15 protein-coding genes are annotated in these 18,267 nt (G+C 37.4%); 11 read left to right on the forward strand and 4 right to left on the reverse strand.

Going from position 1 to position 18,267, the window contains the following annotated elements:
• Positions 1–49: 49 nt before the first annotated feature.
• Positions 50–1,399, reverse strand: a complete 1,350-nt coding sequence (locus CA600_RS05825) for a lytic polysaccharide monooxygenase (protein ID WP_094869317.1) — start codon at positions 1,397–1,399, stop codon at positions 50–52.
• Positions 1,400–1,983: 584 nt separating this feature from the next.
• Between CA600_RS05825 and CA600_RS05830 the strand changes: the two genes are divergently transcribed.
• The 7 genes from CA600_RS05830 to CA600_RS05860 all read left to right on the forward strand — a co-directional run bounded on the left by CA600_RS05830 (position 1,984) and on the right by CA600_RS05860 (position 10,065).
• Positions 1,984–3,309 carry a glycosyltransferase family 2 protein gene (locus CA600_RS05830; protein WP_094869318.1) on the forward strand — a complete coding sequence of 442 codons (1,326 nt, stop codon included), beginning with the start codon at positions 1,984–1,986 and terminating at the stop codon, positions 3,307–3,309.
• Between the two features lie 44 nt (positions 3,310–3,353).
• A complete protein-coding gene (locus CA600_RS05835; protein WP_094869319.1) occupies positions 3,354–4,454 on the forward strand; it encodes an acyltransferase in 1,101 nt (366 codons plus the stop codon).
• A 4-nt stretch (positions 4,455–4,458) separates the two neighbouring features.
• A complete protein-coding gene (locus CA600_RS05840) occupies positions 4,459–5,595 on the forward strand; it encodes a glycoside hydrolase family 18 protein (protein WP_094869355.1) in 1,137 nt (378 codons plus the stop codon).
• Between the two features lie 131 nt (positions 5,596–5,726).
• Complete coding sequence (locus CA600_RS05845) at positions 5,727–7,367, forward strand: alkaline phosphatase (protein ID WP_094869320.1); 1,641 nt, start codon at positions 5,727–5,729, stop codon at positions 7,365–7,367.
• A 728-nt stretch (positions 7,368–8,095) separates the two neighbouring features.
• Entirely contained in the window at positions 8,096–8,716 is a 621-nt protein-coding gene (locus CA600_RS05850; protein WP_094869321.1) for a DsbA family protein, read from the forward strand.
• A 124-nt stretch (positions 8,717–8,840) separates the two neighbouring features.
• Positions 8,841–9,662: a cytoplasmic protein gene (locus tag CA600_RS05855; protein ID WP_094869322.1), complete on the forward strand. Its 822-nt coding sequence runs from the start codon at positions 8,841–8,843 to the stop codon at positions 9,660–9,662.
• Between the two features lie 4 nt (positions 9,663–9,666).
• Positions 9,667–10,065 (forward strand): nuclear transport factor 2 family protein, encoded by a 399-nt coding sequence (locus CA600_RS05860; protein WP_094869323.1) that lies wholly within the window; start codon positions 9,667–9,669, stop codon positions 10,063–10,065.
• Between the two features lie 373 nt (positions 10,066–10,438).
• Here CA600_RS05860 and CA600_RS05865 read toward each other — a convergent pair whose 3' ends face one another.
• Positions 10,439–11,485: a DUF418 domain-containing protein gene (locus tag CA600_RS05865; protein WP_094869324.1), complete on the reverse strand. Its 1,047-nt coding sequence runs from the start codon at positions 11,483–11,485 to the stop codon at positions 10,439–10,441.
• A gap of 183 nt (positions 11,486–11,668) precedes the next feature.
• On the opposite strand from CA600_RS05865, the gene CA600_RS05870 reads away from it, so the two are divergent.
• The 4 genes from CA600_RS05870 (at position 11,669) to CA600_RS05885 (ending at position 16,023) form a co-directional block, all read left to right on the forward strand.
• Positions 11,669–12,817: a VanZ family protein gene (locus CA600_RS05870; protein WP_094869325.1), complete on the forward strand. Its 1,149-nt coding sequence runs from the start codon at positions 11,669–11,671 to the stop codon at positions 12,815–12,817.
• A gap of 173 nt (positions 12,818–12,990) precedes the next feature.
• A complete protein-coding gene (locus CA600_RS05875; RefSeq protein WP_094869326.1) occupies positions 12,991–13,758 on the forward strand; it encodes an ABC transporter ATP-binding protein in 768 nt (255 codons plus the stop codon).
• The gene (locus CA600_RS05880) at positions 13,745–15,664 is read left to right on the forward strand and encodes an FtsX-like permease family protein (RefSeq protein WP_094869327.1); all 1,920 of its coding nucleotides are present in this window, start codon (positions 13,745–13,747) and stop codon (positions 15,662–15,664) included. Before CA600_RS05875 ends, CA600_RS05880 begins: the two co-directional genes overlap by 14 nt.
• A gap of 5 nt (positions 15,665–15,669) precedes the next feature.
• The gene (locus CA600_RS05885; RefSeq protein ID WP_094869328.1) at positions 15,670–16,023 is read left to right on the forward strand and encodes a YxeA family protein; all 354 of its coding nucleotides are present in this window, start codon (positions 15,670–15,672) and stop codon (positions 16,021–16,023) included.
• An 82-nt stretch (positions 16,024–16,105) separates the two neighbouring features.
• Here CA600_RS05885 and CA600_RS05890 read toward each other — a convergent pair whose 3' ends face one another.
• Together CA600_RS05890 and CA600_RS05895 are read right to left on the reverse strand one after the other, a co-directional pair.
• Entirely contained in the window at positions 16,106–17,497 is a 1,392-nt protein-coding gene (locus tag CA600_RS05890; RefSeq protein ID WP_094869329.1) for a sensor histidine kinase, read from the reverse strand.
• Between the two features lie 6 nt (positions 17,498–17,503).
• Complete coding sequence (locus tag CA600_RS05895; RefSeq protein WP_094869330.1) at positions 17,504–18,205, reverse strand: response regulator transcription factor; 702 nt, start codon at positions 18,203–18,205, stop codon at positions 17,504–17,506.
• Positions 18,206–18,267: the final 62 nt, after the last annotated feature.

Raw genomic sequence — 18,267 nt, forward strand, 5'->3', positions numbered from 1 at the left:
CTGTATCTCGTGGTTTTACCCAATTTAGGGATTTGATTTTTTCACATCATTATTTCAATAACCATAGCGCCGGGGAATTGGCAGGCTCCCAACTGGTTATCGATGTATGGGCTTGACGACATTCATACACAGAACCATTATAGGTTACCAACGCACCGACTGTGTAAGAGGTATTAGGTGCCCAAGCTGGGGTTGTAGACGCTGTCGCGGTTGTTCCATTGATGGTGCTGGCCGCTGATTGATTGTCTGCGGCGTCGAAGGCATATACACTGAACGTATATGTTGTTCCTGCACTAAGCCCTGTTACTGTATAATCCGTTGTGGCTCCAGGTATAGTGGTGATTAATGTCGTTCCTCTATAAATACGGTAGCCTGTAACACCAACATTATCCGTTGACGGATTCCACATTAACTGAATGCTGGAGGATGTTGGGGTCCCCATAACATGTAAGCCGCCGGGGGCTGTTGGTGCTTCCGTATCATTACCGACGGGTGCATTGGTGGTAACACTGACGGAATTGCTTCCATTTGAGACATTGCCAGCAGCGTCTCTTGCCTTGACACTAAAGGTATAGGCAGTATTCGCGGTTAATCCAGATACGGTGTAATTTAATGTTGTGCCGGATACGGTAGCAACCAAAGAAGATCCGTTAAATACTTGGTACCCTGTTACACCGGTATTATCCGTGGATGCGTTCCAGGCCAAGGAAACGCTGGTGGATGTTTTTGCAGTTGCCGTCAAAGCTGCTGGCGCGGAAGGCGCTTGGGTATCGACAGGGTTGCTTCCGCTAAAGTTGACATCAATGACATTATAGAAGGCGTTCGGAGTATCTGCGACTTCCCACACAGCCAAGATGACGTGGTATCCACTACGTTCCGGAACGTTAAACGTGTCTGAGTAAGAGAAGGGTGGCTGTACACCTCCATAGTTCACCGAATAGAAAGGAGTCAGGTCGAATGAGTCTCGAGTAAGAGCGGCATTAGGATTCCAGTTAGGTTTTGTAATATAGTATTTCCAGCTTGCTGTCGAATGAGCGGCAGTCAGTTTCCAAGTGAAAGTATTTTGTCCAGCAGATATGTTGACTTTAGACCAGCGTGTAGCCGATTGTTCATCAAGCTTGGGAAAAGCTCCGTTAGCGCTTGCAATCTTCCCGTCTGCTGGCCCTGCAGCAGGGAACCCCTTAGGTGCCTCTAGACTTTGGGGCTCATAAACAATCGGGCCACAATCTGTATTTTGTCCGGATTTACAGAGTGCTGCCCTGCTAGCAGGTCCTTCAACATAGCCGTGAGAAAAGGACCTTTCCGGAAATAGCATTACAACCAATGAAATAATCAACATGATACTCCCATAAGCTAGCAGCTTTACCCAAGGTGAATGAGAAATGCGAAAAGATGACATTTTATTCCTCCTCTTTTAATGAAATATGCACTGCGAATGAATGATGCATTCATACCCGAACGTCTTATCTCAATTACAACTCCTTTCTTTGTTGAACGTATTTATATAAACTCATAAGAGCTCATATATCGACATGAAAGGTAGAGAAAAAGGTGTGTAGGGCTAAATTCATTGAATGATAACAATTGCTGTAACTTCATAGTGATTATATGAAAATAAATGGAATTTGTCTACCATAAATAGAAGAAATATGCTATTTTCTAGTATGAAACGACTTCCTCAGAACCCGATTTACATTTCTCCTATCTTCCTCTTTAATACTTGGAATTTGAAAGTTTCTTCTTTCTTCTTTTTTTGTGAAATGAAAATTAATGTATGTAAAATAAAGAGGAAAACTATATATTATTCAGAAAATTACAATAACAACGCTTTCAAAGGTTGCTATTTTTGGTTTTATTTACTATTATTAGTTGGAATTACTAACAAAGGATGTAAGTGATTGAAATTAGTGTGGGATTAACTGTCTGGAGAACAGTTCAATTCATAGAATTATAAGCTTTAGATAGATAAAAAGGAGTGAGGAGATGCAATACTTTTTTTATTTGTTAACCTTCATTTTTATTGGGTTTCAAACTCTTTACACAGTCATCCCTTTATTTTTCAGTAAAGTTAAGAAATTGAATAACGAATGTGATGAAAAATCGATTTCCGTTTTAGTTCCTGCTTATAACGAGGAGCTCACCATTAAGAACTGCATAGATGCAATGGAGGGCCTAAATTACTGTAATTATGAAGTCATCATTATTAATGATGGTTCAAAGGATCAGACGTTTCAAAAATTACATGAGCTTTTGGACTTATCGATAAGTGATAGAGAAGCAGAGGGGAAGCTTTCATACGCTGCTATTAAAGGGATTTATTTTTCGGAGAAATATGAAAAAATATTTGTAATTGATAAAGTCAATGGCGGAAAGGCAGATTCACTTAACGCCGGTATCGATTGTGCGAATACTGATATTGTGATCACGTTGGATGCAGATAGCATGCTGGAAATTAACTCGCTTAAATATGTAAATCAATATTTTCAAGATGATAAGATCATCGCCTTAGGGGGTACGGTAAAGATCGTACAGGGCGCTGAGAAAAGGAACGGCGTTATCCAAGATAAATTTACTGGTAAAGGTATTATAAAAAGCCAAGTTATCAGTTACATCCATGGATTTTATGTTAGAAAACTAACACAATCCGTTTTTAATTCAATTGTCGTTATTTCAGGCGCATTTGGTGCTTTTTATAAGAGTATATTGGTGGACGTTAACGGGTTTAGAAGTACTGTAGGCGAAGATATTGATATTACTTTAAAAATTCACGAGTTCATTAAAGCGAATAACTTGAATAAGAAGCTCGTCTACGCGCCAGAAGCCGTATGCTACACGGAATGCCCAGAAAACTTAAGTAACTTTTATAAACAAAGAATACGCTGGCAAAAAGCCTTTGTAGATTGCATTTTAATCTATTGGTCCAAATTATCACGAAAGTTTAGCATTGGTGTCAGTCTCTTTTTTGCTATCGATGGTTTTGTTCTAGGTACATTAACAGCATTTACAAGCATTTTTTATCTTATACAATCACTCTTTTTAGGTACCAATTTATTTAAGGCTTTTATTCTCATGTTGTCTGTAATTGTCATTAATGCGCTGCAAATCGGAATTTCTCTCTATTTATGCAAAAAATATGGCAGCAATTATTCAGTTAAAGATTATTTAAGAATGTTTTTGTTTAGCCAAGTTGAATTACTAACCTATCGAAATCTGCTGCTTTATATGAATATCGTAGGCACGTTTAAATACTTTGATAATGACGAGGGCTGGGGATTCGTTGAGAGAAAAGGTGTTTCAAGTATCAGCTAGTCTGCTACTGTAACTATCAGCAAACCACTCATTAGGAGGTACTTATGAATCATATATTGAAAGATAAACGAATTGTATTTATAGATGTATTAAGAATAATATCCATCATAGCTGTTATCATTTTGCACTACACTGCAGACTTGCTTACAAGGACAAATGATTTCAATACAACCTCTTGGTGGATTAGCAACATTTTTAATTCGATATCTAGATTTGCTGTGCCAATATTTTTTATGATAAGTGGTGCGATGATCCTTCGAGTGGAAGTGAAATCATATCGGCAATTTTATATTAAAAAAGTACTTCCTTTAATCATTTCCTTAGTTAGCTGGTCACTTATTTATGCCGTTTACACCCAATATATCATTCAAAAAAGCAGCATGGGCGTTTATGATTTTTTCATTCATTTTTCGTACGGTTTAATTTTTGATAAGAATTATATACATTTATGGTTTCTTTATGCGATTATTGCGATCTATATAACAGTTCCATTAATTAGTAAGCTGGTAAAAGTGTGCAGTGAAAAGGATTTAAAATATTATCTGTTGATATGGTTTTTGGTTAGTGTGGTTTATAAATTCATCTCCGACCTCGTATACAGATTGACCTCTGAATATATTAATATTCCCATAACTAACATCCCCTTGTTCATGGGTTATCTAGGATATTTTATCCTGGGATATTATCTCTTCAACTATACGATATCCATCAAAGCTAAAAATATTTTCTTTAACTTAGGCATTATATCCTTTTTTGTAACGCCATTAGCGACCTATTTTTCTTCCTTATCTAGTGGTGTGTTAGATGAAATGTTCTATGGCAACTATTCACTCTCAACATTTTTTATGGCTATTGGAACGTTTATCTATTTTAAAGAAAAAGAAACCGTGATTAGCGAGAAGTTGAATTACAAAGTCAAAAAAATAATCAGCTCCATTTCCAAGGCTAGCTTTAGTATCTACTTAATTCATTTGTTAGTTGAAATATTGGTATCCAGAAGAGCAGAAATACAAGCTACTCTACTCCAATCCATAGTTAACCTTACTTTTAATGTCATTATTGTATTCTTATTTAGCTTTATCACGGTTAAAGTCTTAAATCTAAATAAATATATTACACATGTATTATTTGGGGGAAGAAGTTAACATGATGAAAATAAGTATATATACAAAAATCTTCATCGCTATATTAGCTATAGGCATGGGAATTTACTATTACAATCTCAATGATTCAGACAAAAAAATAACCTCCGTGTACATACCGTTATGGAAAGACTTTAAAGATCTTAATCTAAAAGACAAAAACATTGATATTGCTATTCTCGCCTTTGCTAAAATTGATAAAACCAATGTATATTTTGATCTGGACCCTGCTAAAAATGAGATCATTAAAGAAAATATAAAAAAGCTGCAATCAAATAATAAAAAAACGAGTTTCATCCTTGGTGTTGGCGGATATAAAGCGGACGGATTCTCCGATGCTTCTATGGATGGAAACCGGTACTCTTTTACTGAGAGTATGATCGCAATGGTTAAGGAGTTGGATTTAGATGGGATCGATATAGACTGGGAATATCCAGCCTTTGATTCCTGGAACACAACTAAAGCCAGACCAGAAGATACCAAGAACTTTACTAGTCTTATGAAGGAACTTAATGAAAAACTGGATAGACTTCCGCGTAAAAATAAAAATTACTATTTAACCTTTGCTGCTGGAAATGAAGATTGGTTCTTCAAAAACGTTGAGGTTAAAAAAGTAGAAAAGTACGTGGATTTCATTAATGTGATGAGCTATGACTTGACTGGAGCTTGGTCAGATAAAACAGGGTATAATTCAAATTTATTTATAGATAAGAATAGTAAGAGCAAAACCAGCGTGGATCGTATAATTCGTTTATATTTAGATCGTGATGTTGATCCGAGTAAGCTTCTACTAGGTGTTCCAGCTTATTCCTACGGATGGGAGAATGTTAAAAGTGATGAGAATAAGGGCGCCTCATTTTTACTGGGTAAACCCATCAATATCGACAAAGTAGATTTAAGCTACAAGACAATAAAAGAAAAATATATGAGTCAAGATCGATTTAAACGATACTTTGACGATACAGCTAAGACGGCCTATTTGTATGATGGTGATACTTTTATTACGTATGAAGATAAAGAAGCTTTGCAGGCAAAAGTTAAATATATCAAAGATAAAAAATTAGCTGGTGTCATGGTGTGGGAGTATTCTCAAGACTCCGAAGAAGGCATAGTAAAGTATTTATCTGATAATCTGAACAAGTAGTTATTGCTAAATGGTCAAGTCAAAATATGCATAGAATTTAATATATAAAAAGAGAATAGGTGCTGCTCCCGCAAACAATCCTCCTTTAAACTAGAAACGTACTTAATAAAATCTGCTAGAGGAGGATTCAAATGCGCAAAAAAGTTATCGGAAGAATTTGCAGTACAATTATGGTTTGCAGTCTGCTTGCAGCTGGGAATGGAACGGCCTATGCCAGTGGCGCCAATAACTCTGATGCGCCTACAAACAAAACGGTCAAGAACGTGATCCTGTTTATTACGGATGGGATGAGCTTGTCCGATGTGAACTTGGCCAGATGGTATCAGGGAGGGCAGGCGCTTACGATGGACAAGTATTTCAGCGGGCTGGTGAGAACCTACTCTACGGATTCACTTACCACAGATTCCGCTGCGGGAGCTACGGCTTATGCCACAGGCCATAAGGTCAAGAGTGAGACGGTATCCATACTGCCCGACCGAATCACGATGCCGTTCGTGGACGCAGTTAAGCCAGAGGACGTGAACAAACCTCTGCTTACAATTATGGATGCAGCGAGAATGGCAGGGAAAAGTACAGGAACGGTATTTACTTGTGAATTAACGGATGCGACGCCGGCTACATTTTTAAGTCATGCATATACGCGTGACAATGCGCAGTCCATTGCAGAACAGATGGTCTACAGTGGTGTAGATGTTCTTCTTGGGGGTGGGTCCGGGTATTTGGTACCCGGCAAAGAAGATATTAACCGCAAGGATGGAGAAGATTTAACCAAAGTCTTGAAATCAAATGGGTATGAATACGTAACGGATAAAGCAGGTTTAATGAATTCTAAAACGAATAAAATCTGGGGTCTGTTCAACCCCGAAGCACTGGATGCTGATTTTGACCTGAACCCGCAAAAGCAACCGAGCCTTGCTGAAATGACCAAAGTTGCTGTAGAGAAGTTGTCACAGAACGAGAAAGGTTTCATTCTGATGGTCGAAGCAAGTCAGATTGACTGGTATGGTCATGATAACGATCCGGTGGGGATTATGAGTGAGACATTAGCGTTTGATAAAGCCTTCAAAGCCGCTGTTGACTTTGCAGAAAAAGACGGAAATACAGCAGTCTTGTCCGTTTCAGATCATGCTACTGGCGGGCTCAATATGACGAACTATGATTCTACTAAAGACCTAGTCTCCTTGATGAAGAAAGCAAAGCATACCAGTTATTACATTGAAGACAGTATTAATGAGAACAATTTTAAAAAGGTCCTTGCGGATAATTATGGACTTAGTGATTTAACCAAAGAAGAAGCGGATCAAGTCAGATTAGGTATGAAGGATAACCTTTCGCCGGTCATCGGTAAAATCTTGGGAAATAAGATAGGCGTAACCTTCTCTACGGATGATCACACATCGGAAGAAGTCGGATTGTTCGCCTACCATCCGGCTAATTATAAACCGACCGATTTCGTGAACAGCGGTGTAATCCAGAATACGGATGTGAATAAGTATATTCAAGAAGTAACCGGACTAAATCTGGCTGAGCTTCAGGATACGCTGTACGTATCCAGTGATAAATTCAAGTCCAAAGGAGCTACGATCACCCTAGACAAGACCGATAAGACGAATCCGGTGGTTGTAGTGAAAAAAGCAGGTCAGGTTCTCAAGCTGCCTATTGATAAAAACATCGCCATTCTGGATGGCAAAACAACGAAACTCAATGTGCTGACGGTAATGATTAAGGATAAAGTGTGGGTTTCGCAGGATGCCGTAGACTTGATTCTCTGATTATTAAAGTTTAGGGTATGATTCTTCGTCGAAAAGTTAAAGCGCTTAAACCCAAAAACCCCTTATAAAAAAGGGGTTTTTGGGTTGGGAAAAGAAATTTCGACTTGAATTGGAATCAGGAAAGTGAGTGATCGTGAAAATCTCCCCGCGGGAGGCTTTTGAACACTTTCAAATTAATGTAATAAGTTAGCGGCCCAAAACCGAAAACAGCGGTTGACGAATCCAAGCGAGCATAAAATGAGGATGAAAATGGAAAAACACCTGCAAATCCTGTGTTGTTAGATTAGCAGAGTTATAACTTCATCAAATTATCTCTATACATACCAAGGAAGTACATCTGAAGGTTTTTAGATTGAGCCCAACAATAGGAAGTTAATTTTTTCGTTAATAAGAATTGACTTTCACACTACCTGTAACTACAATAGTTACAGGTAGTAGTAACAGTCCCTGTTACAGATAAAAAAGCACTTCATACTCAAGCACCTGGTGCTTTCTAGTCTGAAGGTCCAGCTGAAGAACTAGAGAGGGGGCATCTCCATTTTTAGGTAATAATGAATTTTTTTTGGCGTCCCTTCTTTTGAAGCAATAGATGTTGAAGGGCATAATAAGGCGCTGAAAAAGCACAATAGATTAAAGAAGATGCAATTCTACGCGCTAAAAAGTTAGCAGAGAATTTCTAAGTAACAGCGAGACTGCTTAATAATAAAAAATAAAGGTAGGCGTTTTTAATGGAGATAAAACAAGACACCCTTATATATATATGGGATGCATATTGTGGATGGTGCTATGGATTTTCAGAAAGTATTAAAGGTTTTCACAAAAATCACCCTGAAATTCCGTTAACTGTTTTATCCGGAGGATTATTTTTAGATAATCTGCCAATAAAAAAATTCTCATATATATCAGAAGGTAATAAAAGAATTAATGAACTTACTGGTGCGGAATTTGGTCCTTCATATCAGGCGTTGTTGTCAGAAGGTACTTTTACAATGAATTCAAAGGATGCTGCAATTGGCTTTTCAGCTTTACGTTCATTAGCACCGAACCGTTTATTAGAATTTACTTCTGCCATGCAAAAAGCGTTTTATTATAATGGAAAAAGTCTGAGTGACCCTGAAACATATCGTAAGATAGCTATTGATCATCATTTGGATCCTGAACAAGTACTAGAGCGACTAAAATCTCAAGAAACTATAATAGATGTTCAAAATGATTTCAACACGGTTCAACAACTTGGTATAAATAGCTACCCCTCTTTACTTCTACACAAGGATAACCAATTAATTACTATTGGTGGCGGAGTAATGACATCGGATAAAATTGAAGCACGTTTTAAAGATTGTTATTAAGGATTTTAATTTAAGGTATAAAACATTTATCATTCCACAGAATATATCGGCTGAGAGGAAGAATAAAGCTCCTGAAAAAGCGTTAGAAATTAAAGATGGTTCAATAAAAAGGAGATAAAATTCTATGTTTAAAACAATCGAAATAAATCAAAATGATGTGAAATTGACGATATTTAGTTCTGAAGAAAAAAGTTTTATGGTGACTGCAACCTTAGTTGAAAAAGCAGGACATGCATTCTTAATAAATGCGAAATTTACTCAATCCGATTCGAAAGAAATTGTTGATTTCCTAAATGAAAATAACTTGTCTTTAGATAAAATTTTTATTATTCATGGAGATCCGGACTACTATTTTGGGTTAGAAAGTATTAAAGCAGCGTATCCAGAAGCCATTGCGTATGCCACAGAATCTACTGTTGAACATATTGTTCATTCTGTTTTAGGTAAATTAAAAGTTTGGAAAGATGCACTTGGAGAAAACGCGCCAGGTAATGTTGTATTGCCTCAAGTATTTGCAGAAAAAACTATTGACTTTCAAGGTTTAACATTTGAACTTGTAGGTTTAGATAATTACAGAACTAGCTTGTTTAACAGAGAATTGAAATTATTGATTGGTGGCATTGAAATATTCAACGAAATACATGTTTTCTTAGCAGATACTAGCTCAAAAGAAGCAATGGAAGCTTGGATTGAGAACTTGAAAGTGTTACAAGGATTAAATGCTAATATAATCGTACCAAGCCATGGTTCAATAGAAAAATCCTTAGATAATCAAGCCCTTATTGCAACTAGCAATTATCTAAAAACTGCAATTAAAGCCTCTGAAGAAAGTAAAACTTCTACGGATTTTGTTGCAAAACTTGAAGCAGCATATCCAGGCTATGCAAATAAAGGCGTATTAGAATTAAGTGCAAAAGTTGTAACGAAAGAAATTCCTTGGGGGTAATGTTATGAATATTTATCAAAAATTATTACATGAAACGTATGTATTAACCGGTGAAGGAAAATTGGATGCCTTCAAAATGTATTTAAGTGATAATGTATCTTGGACAGAAGCTGCTGGATTTCCTTATGCGGGTACTTATGTAGGTCCAGATGAAGTAGTGAAAAACGCACATGAACGCCTTGGAACCGAATGGGATGGCTATTCTGCAAAAGATGAAATCTATGCGTTTAATAATAACACTGTTATCGTCTACGGAAAATATAGTGGGACGTATAAAGCAACAGGAAAATCATTTATAGCAGACTTTTGCCATCTATATGAATTTGATGAGAATGATAAGGTTAATAAATTTATTCAAATCGTGGACAGCGCAACTGTCAATAATGCATTAAGTTCAAATTAGTTGTTTGTAACTTAATTTGTATACGGGGTAGCGGCAGGATAACCGCATTTTCCTGACGCTACCCCATCGCTATCAAGCTAAGGTTTTACACTACCTATAAAGCAAAAAGACGTTATCCTCTCTATAGAATTTTTGGAAAGGATGGCGTTTCTTTATGAATTTTTCGATTCTTGCGAACTTCCGGTAAAGATGCACGCTGCAACTGAGGATAAAGATATCACGATAAGACAAATTCATCGAACATGCGGTTCAACCGTTGGTGTGAACAGAGCGATAAGATTGAACACGAAGCTGTTAAAAGTGGATGAAAACGATGCTTAATTGGAAAAATGAGAACATCAACTACCACCGCTGCCCAAGTTAGCGAGAGTTTTTATCGTTTTGTAGTTTGTTTTGTTCCATATGTCAACAAGCGCCAACCCTTTTCTAAGGGTCCCATAGAAAAGAACTTGAACCAGATGGTACTAAAAATGATTTGAATCAAATAAATCAGAACAGCGATGTAGAGAATATCTTTTGGTGAGACGACTTCGAGACCTATAATTGAAATGATTGCTGTCCCTATAATGCTTTGAGCTACATAATTTGTAAATGCCATTTGACCAACTCGTGCTATGGGTCTCAAAATTTTCACGATATGTTTATTCTCTAATAGTAGAAATAATGTGGTTAAGTAAAACAAAGTGGTTGGAAGTGACCCTATGGCTGTAACTGAATCTACATAGCTGTTCCCGCTTTGAGAAGCGTTCCAAATCCATAATGAGAAACCAGCGAACAAAAGAAAAGATACAATCTGAATCCATCTAATCGGTTTGTACAATTGTTGTATGCGTGTCAGCCAACCTGATTTTGCGGTTAAAAAGCCAGTTAAAAACATGATGAAGATTTGTATAGCGTCATTAGAAAACAGATCTAACACAGTTGATAACACCCCAAGCGAGGGTGAAAATATTTTTGACATCAGGCAAAGGATATAAATTAATGTCATGCCAACAAGCCATTTTTTAAGGGTAGAAATCTTCGCGTAATAAAAAGGGATCAACAACAATCCGATAATGGCGTAAGCGGGGAGAATCGATCCCCAAAAGATAAATATATGAATGATTCCCATCAGCAAGAGGATTAGTAAACGTCTAGCCATACGCTTTCTTGGTTGATCTCCCCGGCTTTCAGCTCTTGAGGCGAAAATGTACAGGCCTACTCCAAAAAGGAATGAAAAAATAGAAAAGAATTTTTTTTGTACGAAGATGGTGATTAAAGTACTGATGATTCCATTAATGCCACTATAGTCTGGCAAGGGATCTCCTTCCATAATAAGTTTAAAGCCCCCAACATTTATAAGCAGTATGCCAAAAAGAGCAAGTCCGCGAATGATGTCGAGTGAAATAATTCTTTCTTTTTGTGAGATGGAGGGGTTCATTATAGTTCTCCTTTGAAAATAATTTTATTTGCCTAGAAGTCACTATAAGTTGCGAACCTTACATTAAATGAATGTCAACATTACAGAATCCTTAAATCTGATAATATGTTCCAACTCCAGTTGAATTAGAATCCGTTTTATGGTTAATATGAATACTAAATAATTATGGGGTGTGAACTAGAAATGTCAGCATATACGCAACCAATCTTTGTGGCAGCGATCTTTTTTGTTGTTTTAGCATTCGCCTTATTTATCCCATGGCTCGTGTATACCTATAGAAAGTTTAATTATCTGCCTTTTTCAACTACATTAATTTCGTTTTCATTTATCTTTTACTTTCTAGCAGCGTTATTTTTAGTTTTGTTGCCGTTGCCAGAAACACGCAATACTTGTTCGCTACAAAAACCGGGTACACAACACTATTCCCTTATACCTTTTCAATTTATTGTGAGTACCTTTGATAATAGTGGTGTAGTTCTGTCACAGCCTGCAACGTATAGACTGTTATTTAGCCAACCATCGTTCTATCAAGCCTTTTTTAATTTTTTGCTGTTATTACCTTTTGGTGTTTATTTGCGATACTTTTTTCAAGACAAGAAACACTGGAAGAAAGCGCTAGGGATCACCTTCTCACTAACCTTATTTTATGAGGTCACACAGGTAACCGGCATTTACGGAATTTATAATTGCCCTTATCGTATTTTTGATGTGGATGATTTATTGTTGAATACTACTGGCGGGGTACTGGGATTCTTTATTGCTCCAGCCGTGTTGGCGTTATTCCCCTCCAAAAAGAAAATTAATGAGAAAGCAGAAACATTATTGGCTCTTGATGAAGTGAAAGGGATGTCTGTGTTGCTGGCAGTTATGATTGATATATTTATCAGCAACATAGTGGTTAAAGTGGTGTTGAGTATGACCAACGTGAATATCGTTAGTGAATTTATTGCGACGACAGTGACGCTTTTTATAACACTTTTTATAATTCCGTGGATTTGGAACGGAGCGACCATCGGTACGAAAATTATGCGCTATCTCTATGACAGTAAAGTAAGCCAAAAGGAAACAAACAAGCGATTATTTAAACGCTTTGGTGCGATTTACGCGATATACTTCATAACAGTCATTGCGAATACGTTAAATAACGTGGAGCTATCAATGGATTCTCCATTTTATAAGGCATCCATATTCTTAACGCTGGGTGCTGGATTGACCTTGTTCATATTATCGATCGTGCTGTTCATCCATGCGATATTAGTCGTGTTTGGCAAACAGAAACGCCGCTTCTATTTTGATGATGCATCTGATTTATATACAACCAGGAAAAAATAAAGCTGAGGCGCTTACTCAAATCCTATTCAATAGCAAAGGGATACTCCGTAGTCTTAAATGGCTACAGGGTATCCCTTTTTTTGTAGATTTAAGCTTGTTGTAAGGTTGGCATGAATTTGCTGTAAGGTTCGCCGCCTATAGTAAAAGTATCAGCAAATTATGAGGTGAAATGAATGGAACCATTGTTAAAAGTTGAAAAAGTAAAAAAAGTGTACGGGAAGTTAAGCGCTGCTTATACAGCGTTAGAAAATGTGTCTTTTGACATTCATGCAGGTGAGTTTGTAGGGATTATGGGCCCTTCCGGAGCGGGGAAATCAACCTTGTTAAATTTGTTAGCCACTATAGATTCTCCAACTGAAGGCAAGATCTATATGAAGAACAAGAGTATTCATGATATGAAGGAAGCCGCTTTAGCAGACTTTCGACGTGAACATCTCGGCTTCATCTTCCAAGACTACAATTTACTCGATTCCTTGACTGTAAAGGAGAATATATTGCTTCCCTTGGCGATTGCTAAAGTTCCAGCAAAGGAAATCAATCATCTCGTGACTCAGATCTCTAAAGTATTTGGGATTGAAGATTTACTGGCAAAATATCCTTATCAAATTTCTGGGGGTCAAAAGCAAAGAACCGCTGCAGCTAGAGCGCTTGTGACGGAGCCTGCACTGATTTTGGCGGATGAGCCAACAGGTGCGCTTGACTCCAAATCAGCAACCGGTTTATTGGAAAGCTTAAGTACCCTAAATGGAAATAACAATTCGACCATAATGATGGTGACCCATGATGCATTTGCCGCAAGCTTCTGCCGCCGGATTATTTTCATCAAGGATGGTTCATTTTCAACAGAAATATATCGTCAGGATCAAACACGCAAAGCCTTCTTCCAACAGATCTTAGATGTTCATGCAGCCATTGGGGGTGAGGTAGATGACGTTATTTAGTCTAGCCAGAAGAAATATAGCACGAAACTTTTCTCAATATTTTTTATACATTGCTTCGATGGTGTTTAGTATCATCATTTACTTTACATTTGTGACCTTGAAATATAGTGACACGATAGCAGAACAGACGGCTTCATCCCAAAAACTAGGTTCACTAATGAGTGGAGCCGCAGTCATTCTCTTCTTTTTCGTGGTCATATTTATAGTGTATTCCAATTCGTTTTTCATGAAAAAACGTAAAAAAGAAGTGGCATTGTATGCGCTGCTTGGTGTTCGTAATCGTCAGATAGGCTTTATGCTCTTTTTTGAAAATCTATTATTAGGATTATTCTCTTTAGTAGTAGGGATTGTACTTGGGTTCCTTTGTTCAAAAGGGTTTATGACGATTTTGATTCATTTAATGGGATATAACGTTATAGCACCCTTTACATTTTCAGCGGCGGCAGCAAAGAACACTGCTATCGTATTTCTGATTATTTTCTTAGTCACATCCTTTCAAGGCTATCGCTTGATTTATCAATTTAAACTGATTGATTTATTTCATGCTTCAAAAAAGGGAGAAGTGGCGCCCAAATCATCGATGATCGTTGCTGTACTTGGAATATTGCTAATTGTCTTAGGGTATTGGCTCGCGATGCAGGATTTATTCACTTCTAACGTATGGGCTCAAATTGGTTTTCTTATGACGGTATTCATTATTTTAACAACGGTTATTATGGGTACTTTTTTATTATTCCACAGTGTGACTGGATTTGTGTTAGCGATGATTAAGAAAAATGAAAAGTGGCTGTGGAAAGGCCTTCATGTAATGACTATTTCACAGCTGCTCTACCGTATCCGTGGGAATGCCCGAACATTAACTGTGATTGCGGTGTTAAGTGCTACGACAGTAACTGCCGGTGGAGCGGTATATAGTCTTTATTACAATACGAATGACTCGGCGAAAACGATTAATCCGAATACCTTTATGTATCAATCAACAGATTCAGAATTGGATAGGCAAGTGAGTGCTGTGCTATCAGATACAAAATACGATAAAAAGTTTGAAGCACTATCCATTACGTTTCATACGAAAGAGTTAAACTCACCATCCACATTCGATAGCTCTGATAAAAGAAAATATACAGTTATCGATGAAAAAACCTACAACCAATTAGCAAGTGTACAGCATAAAGAAAAATTAGATATAAAGGACGGCTATGCGGTTATTTTAGATATCGGATATGACAAAAGATTCTCGCCTAACTATACAGGAAAAACTATAACAACAGGCAGCGGCCATCCACTCACATTCCAAAGCTTTAACACGCAAACCGTATTGAATGTAGGTACAGCAGGTATAACCGTAGTAGTCTCAGATGATCAGTATGAAATATTGCAAAATGATGGGAAAGTGCTGCATTATCGTGTCCTCGGGGTAGATCATGCCTCTGTAGATTTATCTAAAAAAATAGCAAATCAATTACCAGAAGAAGCGTTATTCTCGAGTGGTCCGCAAGATTACCAAACAAGCTTGGAAGGTGTCGGCTCTCTACTATTTATAGGAAGTTTTCTGGGTCTCGTATTTCTGGCTGCAACAGGCAGTATCATTTACTTTAAGGTATTAACTGAGGCAGAAGAAGATAAATCTCAGTACAATATGCTGCATAAAATGGGTGTCAATGCAAAAGAAATGCGAAAATCCATTGCGTCACAGGTATTCATTATCTTTGTAGTACCGCTCACAGTTGGGTTATTGCACAGTGTAGTAGCTTTAAAAGCCTTCTCTAGTCTAATGATGATGGACTTAGCAAAACCTGTGTTGCTCTGGATGATTGCTTATACCGTAATTTACGGATTGTATTATTTGTTAACCGTAGCTTCTTACAATCGTATTATCACACTAAATAATAGAACAGAAGGATGATTGAGATGAAAAAATTTCTAATTACTATTGGTATTTTGTTTGTTATAGGAGCTGCAGGTGTCTTTGCTCTAGCTAAATTTGACTTCAATCGCTTTAATGCCGATAATTACTATTTACAAATAACAAAGGATGGGGAAGCCCATGAATATAAACTGAACGATGGTACAGTGATGACTTCCTATTCGTATACACTGGAGGCTACAAATGCCAAAGGTGAAACCATTCCACTCCAATTTAATGCACAAAAAAATCTTCGCAAAGGAGCTTACTTGAAAATGTATGTAAAAAAAGGTGATCAAGTATCCTCATTCGATGAAGTGAAATTAGAGGATATTCCGCTAAAGGCACTAAAAAACTAATAGATTGAAGAAGGGCTGTCTCCAATAAAGTAAGTGGAGTACAGCCCTTTTTTCTGCCTAATGAGTAAGTAAGGCAATTGTATTATAAAAGTATGGTAATGGTGGTTCCGGTATTTTCAACGCTCGTCAAATCGAGTTTCCCCTCATGAGCCCAAATAATGTCTCTTGCGATGGCCATTCCGAGTCCAGTTCCATGTGTGCTTGTAGTATTTGTACCCCGATAGTAGCGCTCAAATACCTGTTCCAGATCTTTAGACGGAATACCCTGGCCATTATCAGAAATTGTAATTTGGGTATGCGGATGAATGGTTTCCACTCGAATCTTCACCACGACATTTTCATCGTTATGCACCAGCGCGTTGTAGATAAAGTTAAGGATCGCTCGTTTTAGTAACTTTTCATCTACTTTATATACGGCTGTAACCTCATTTGCCTCAAACTCTATTTGCCGTTCACCAAAGGTCGGGTCATTTAAAAGTTCAATCGTCATTTCTCGTAGAAACTGAACGAGATTTACTTCTTCAAATTGCAGGGATAGCTGGTGATTACGCAAACGCGTCGTTAAATTGAGGTCATCTAACAAATCTTTCATATACATCGATTTACTCTTGATAATTGCTGTGTAGTCCTGTAATTCTTGTGCTGTTAAATCTGTGGCACTGTCGTTTATAAATTCTGCATACCCTTGAATAGAAGCGAGTGGTGTTTTCATGTCATGTGAAACATTACTAATCCATTCCTCACGCATTTGGTCGAGATGCTTACGTTCCTCTTCATGTCGATCGAGCTTTTCAGATAGCTCATTCATATTACGAAACACATCTTCATACACACCTTTGGGAGTAGGCATTTTCTTAAAACGTCGTTCCCTGAGCTGTTGAATACCTTCTATCAATGTATGAAGTGGTGCAGTTAACTTTTTCCCAAATAAAAATCCAATGATAATTACAATAAGAACATCAACGATAAGAAAAATGGAGAGAAAAATATTAACATCTTTGAAAATTTTAGCGTAGTCATAGGTCATTACATAGCGGCCTATTTTCGGATTTTGAATCCCTAAAAAGTAGCTGAAATTTTGGGCTGTGCTGACAAAAACAGTCGTGCTTGCATCTAATTCTTTATACTTATACATTTGTACGATTTCAATAGGAGAATACGCTGTTTGCAATTCTTCAGGGGCATAAAAGGCTGCTACTTGCTCCCCTTGGTCATTCAAAAATTGTACCCAGGCGCTCATTTCCTGTAGTTTTTTGAGGCCATCTTCGTTGACAACGGGTCTGCCGGATTGTAGTTCTACATATTGTGAAAAGGTCCGGCTAAAGGTTTCTGCAGATGCTTCTTCAGTGCCGAAATTATTGTTTTTTAGCTGTAAAAAGAATATAAAAAGGAATAAAATCGCATTTACTATACCAACGATCACAACAATAGTCATGACCGATCTTAAAAAACGGAGTGTCAATTTCCATTTCAACTTATCTCACCCCTTGGTATGTAATTTATAACCTAAACCTTTAACCGTTAATATAAAGGCGGGCTTTGAAGGGTCAGCCTCAATTTTTTCGCGTAAGCGGCGAATATGTACCATCACTGTATTATCGGAACCAAAAAAATCTTCACCCCATACCTGTTCAAACAAGGTTTCTTTGCTTATGATCTGATTCGGATGATGCATGAAACAGCTCATTAAACCGACTTCTTTGGCGGTAAGCACAAGGGGTTCGCCATTCTTTTTTAATTCTGTCTCGTTGGCACTAAGCTCAAAGGGGCCAACTTGCAAACTTTTCGGAGCCTTTTTTTCCTCTGTAAAGCCAGCTCTTCTCAGCTGTGCTTTTACCCGATAAGCGACTTCTTTTGGACTAAACGGTTTAGTGATATAATCATCGCCACCTATTGCCAGTCCTAACAGCTTATTAATTTCCTCATCCTTTGCAGACATAAATAAGATCGGTACATTTGATGTTTCCCGAATTTTTCTGCATAAGTCATATCCTTCTCCATCTGGCAGCATAATATCAAGCAAGATAAGTTCAGGATTATACTCCTGAAACTTGTCCCATCCCTCTGCAACTGTCCCGGCCGTTACAACGTCTGCAATACCTTCTTTATGTAAAACTGCCTTCATCAGACGAGCTAAATCATCTTCATCGTCTATGATTAATACCCATTTATGACTTGCCATTTGTTTCCCTCCAAATCCGTCTTTATGTACATTATTACATTATAAAGGACTCTTTATTTCTT

The organism is Paenibacillus sp. VTT E-133280 (assembly GCF_002264385.1).
Lineage (GTDB): Bacteria > Bacillota > Bacilli > Paenibacillales > Paenibacillaceae > Paenibacillus_AQ > Paenibacillus_AQ nitricinens.

Coding starts and splice junctions, on each gene's coding strand:
- CA600_RS05825 (WP_094869317.1), bottom strand. CDS start 1,399: ATGTCATCTTTTCGCATTTCTCATTCACCTTGGGTAAAGCTGCTAGCT.
- CA600_RS05830 (WP_094869318.1), top strand. CDS start 1,984: ATGCAATACTTTTTTTATTTGTTAACCTTCATTTTTATTGGGTTTCAA.
- CA600_RS05835 (WP_094869319.1), top strand. CDS start 3,354: ATGAATCATATATTGAAAGATAAACGAATTGTATTTATAGATGTATTA.
- CA600_RS05840 (WP_094869355.1), top strand. CDS start 4,459: ATGAAAATAAGTATATATACAAAAATCTTCATCGCTATATTAGCTATA.
- CA600_RS05845 (WP_094869320.1), top strand. CDS start 5,727: ATGCGCAAAAAAGTTATCGGAAGAATTTGCAGTACAATTATGGTTTGC.
- CA600_RS05850 (WP_094869321.1), top strand. CDS start 8,096: ATGGAGATAAAACAAGACACCCTTATATATATATGGGATGCATATTGT.
- CA600_RS05855 (WP_094869322.1), top strand. CDS start 8,841: ATGTTTAAAACAATCGAAATAAATCAAAATGATGTGAAATTGACGATA.
- CA600_RS05860 (WP_094869323.1), top strand. CDS start 9,667: ATGAATATTTATCAAAAATTATTACATGAAACGTATGTATTAACCGGT.
- CA600_RS05865 (WP_094869324.1), bottom strand. CDS start 11,485: ATGAACCCCTCCATCTCACAAAAAGAAAGAATTATTTCACTCGACATC.
- CA600_RS05870 (WP_094869325.1), top strand. CDS start 11,669: ATGTCAGCATATACGCAACCAATCTTTGTGGCAGCGATCTTTTTTGTT.
- CA600_RS05875 (WP_094869326.1), top strand. CDS start 12,991: ATGGAACCATTGTTAAAAGTTGAAAAAGTAAAAAAAGTGTACGGGAAG.
- CA600_RS05880 (WP_094869327.1), top strand. CDS start 13,745: ATGACGTTATTTAGTCTAGCCAGAAGAAATATAGCACGAAACTTTTCT.
- CA600_RS05885 (WP_094869328.1), top strand. CDS start 15,670: ATGAAAAAATTTCTAATTACTATTGGTATTTTGTTTGTTATAGGAGCT.
- CA600_RS05895 (WP_094869330.1), bottom strand. CDS start 18,205: ATGGCAAGTCATAAATGGGTATTAATCATAGACGATGAAGATGATTTA.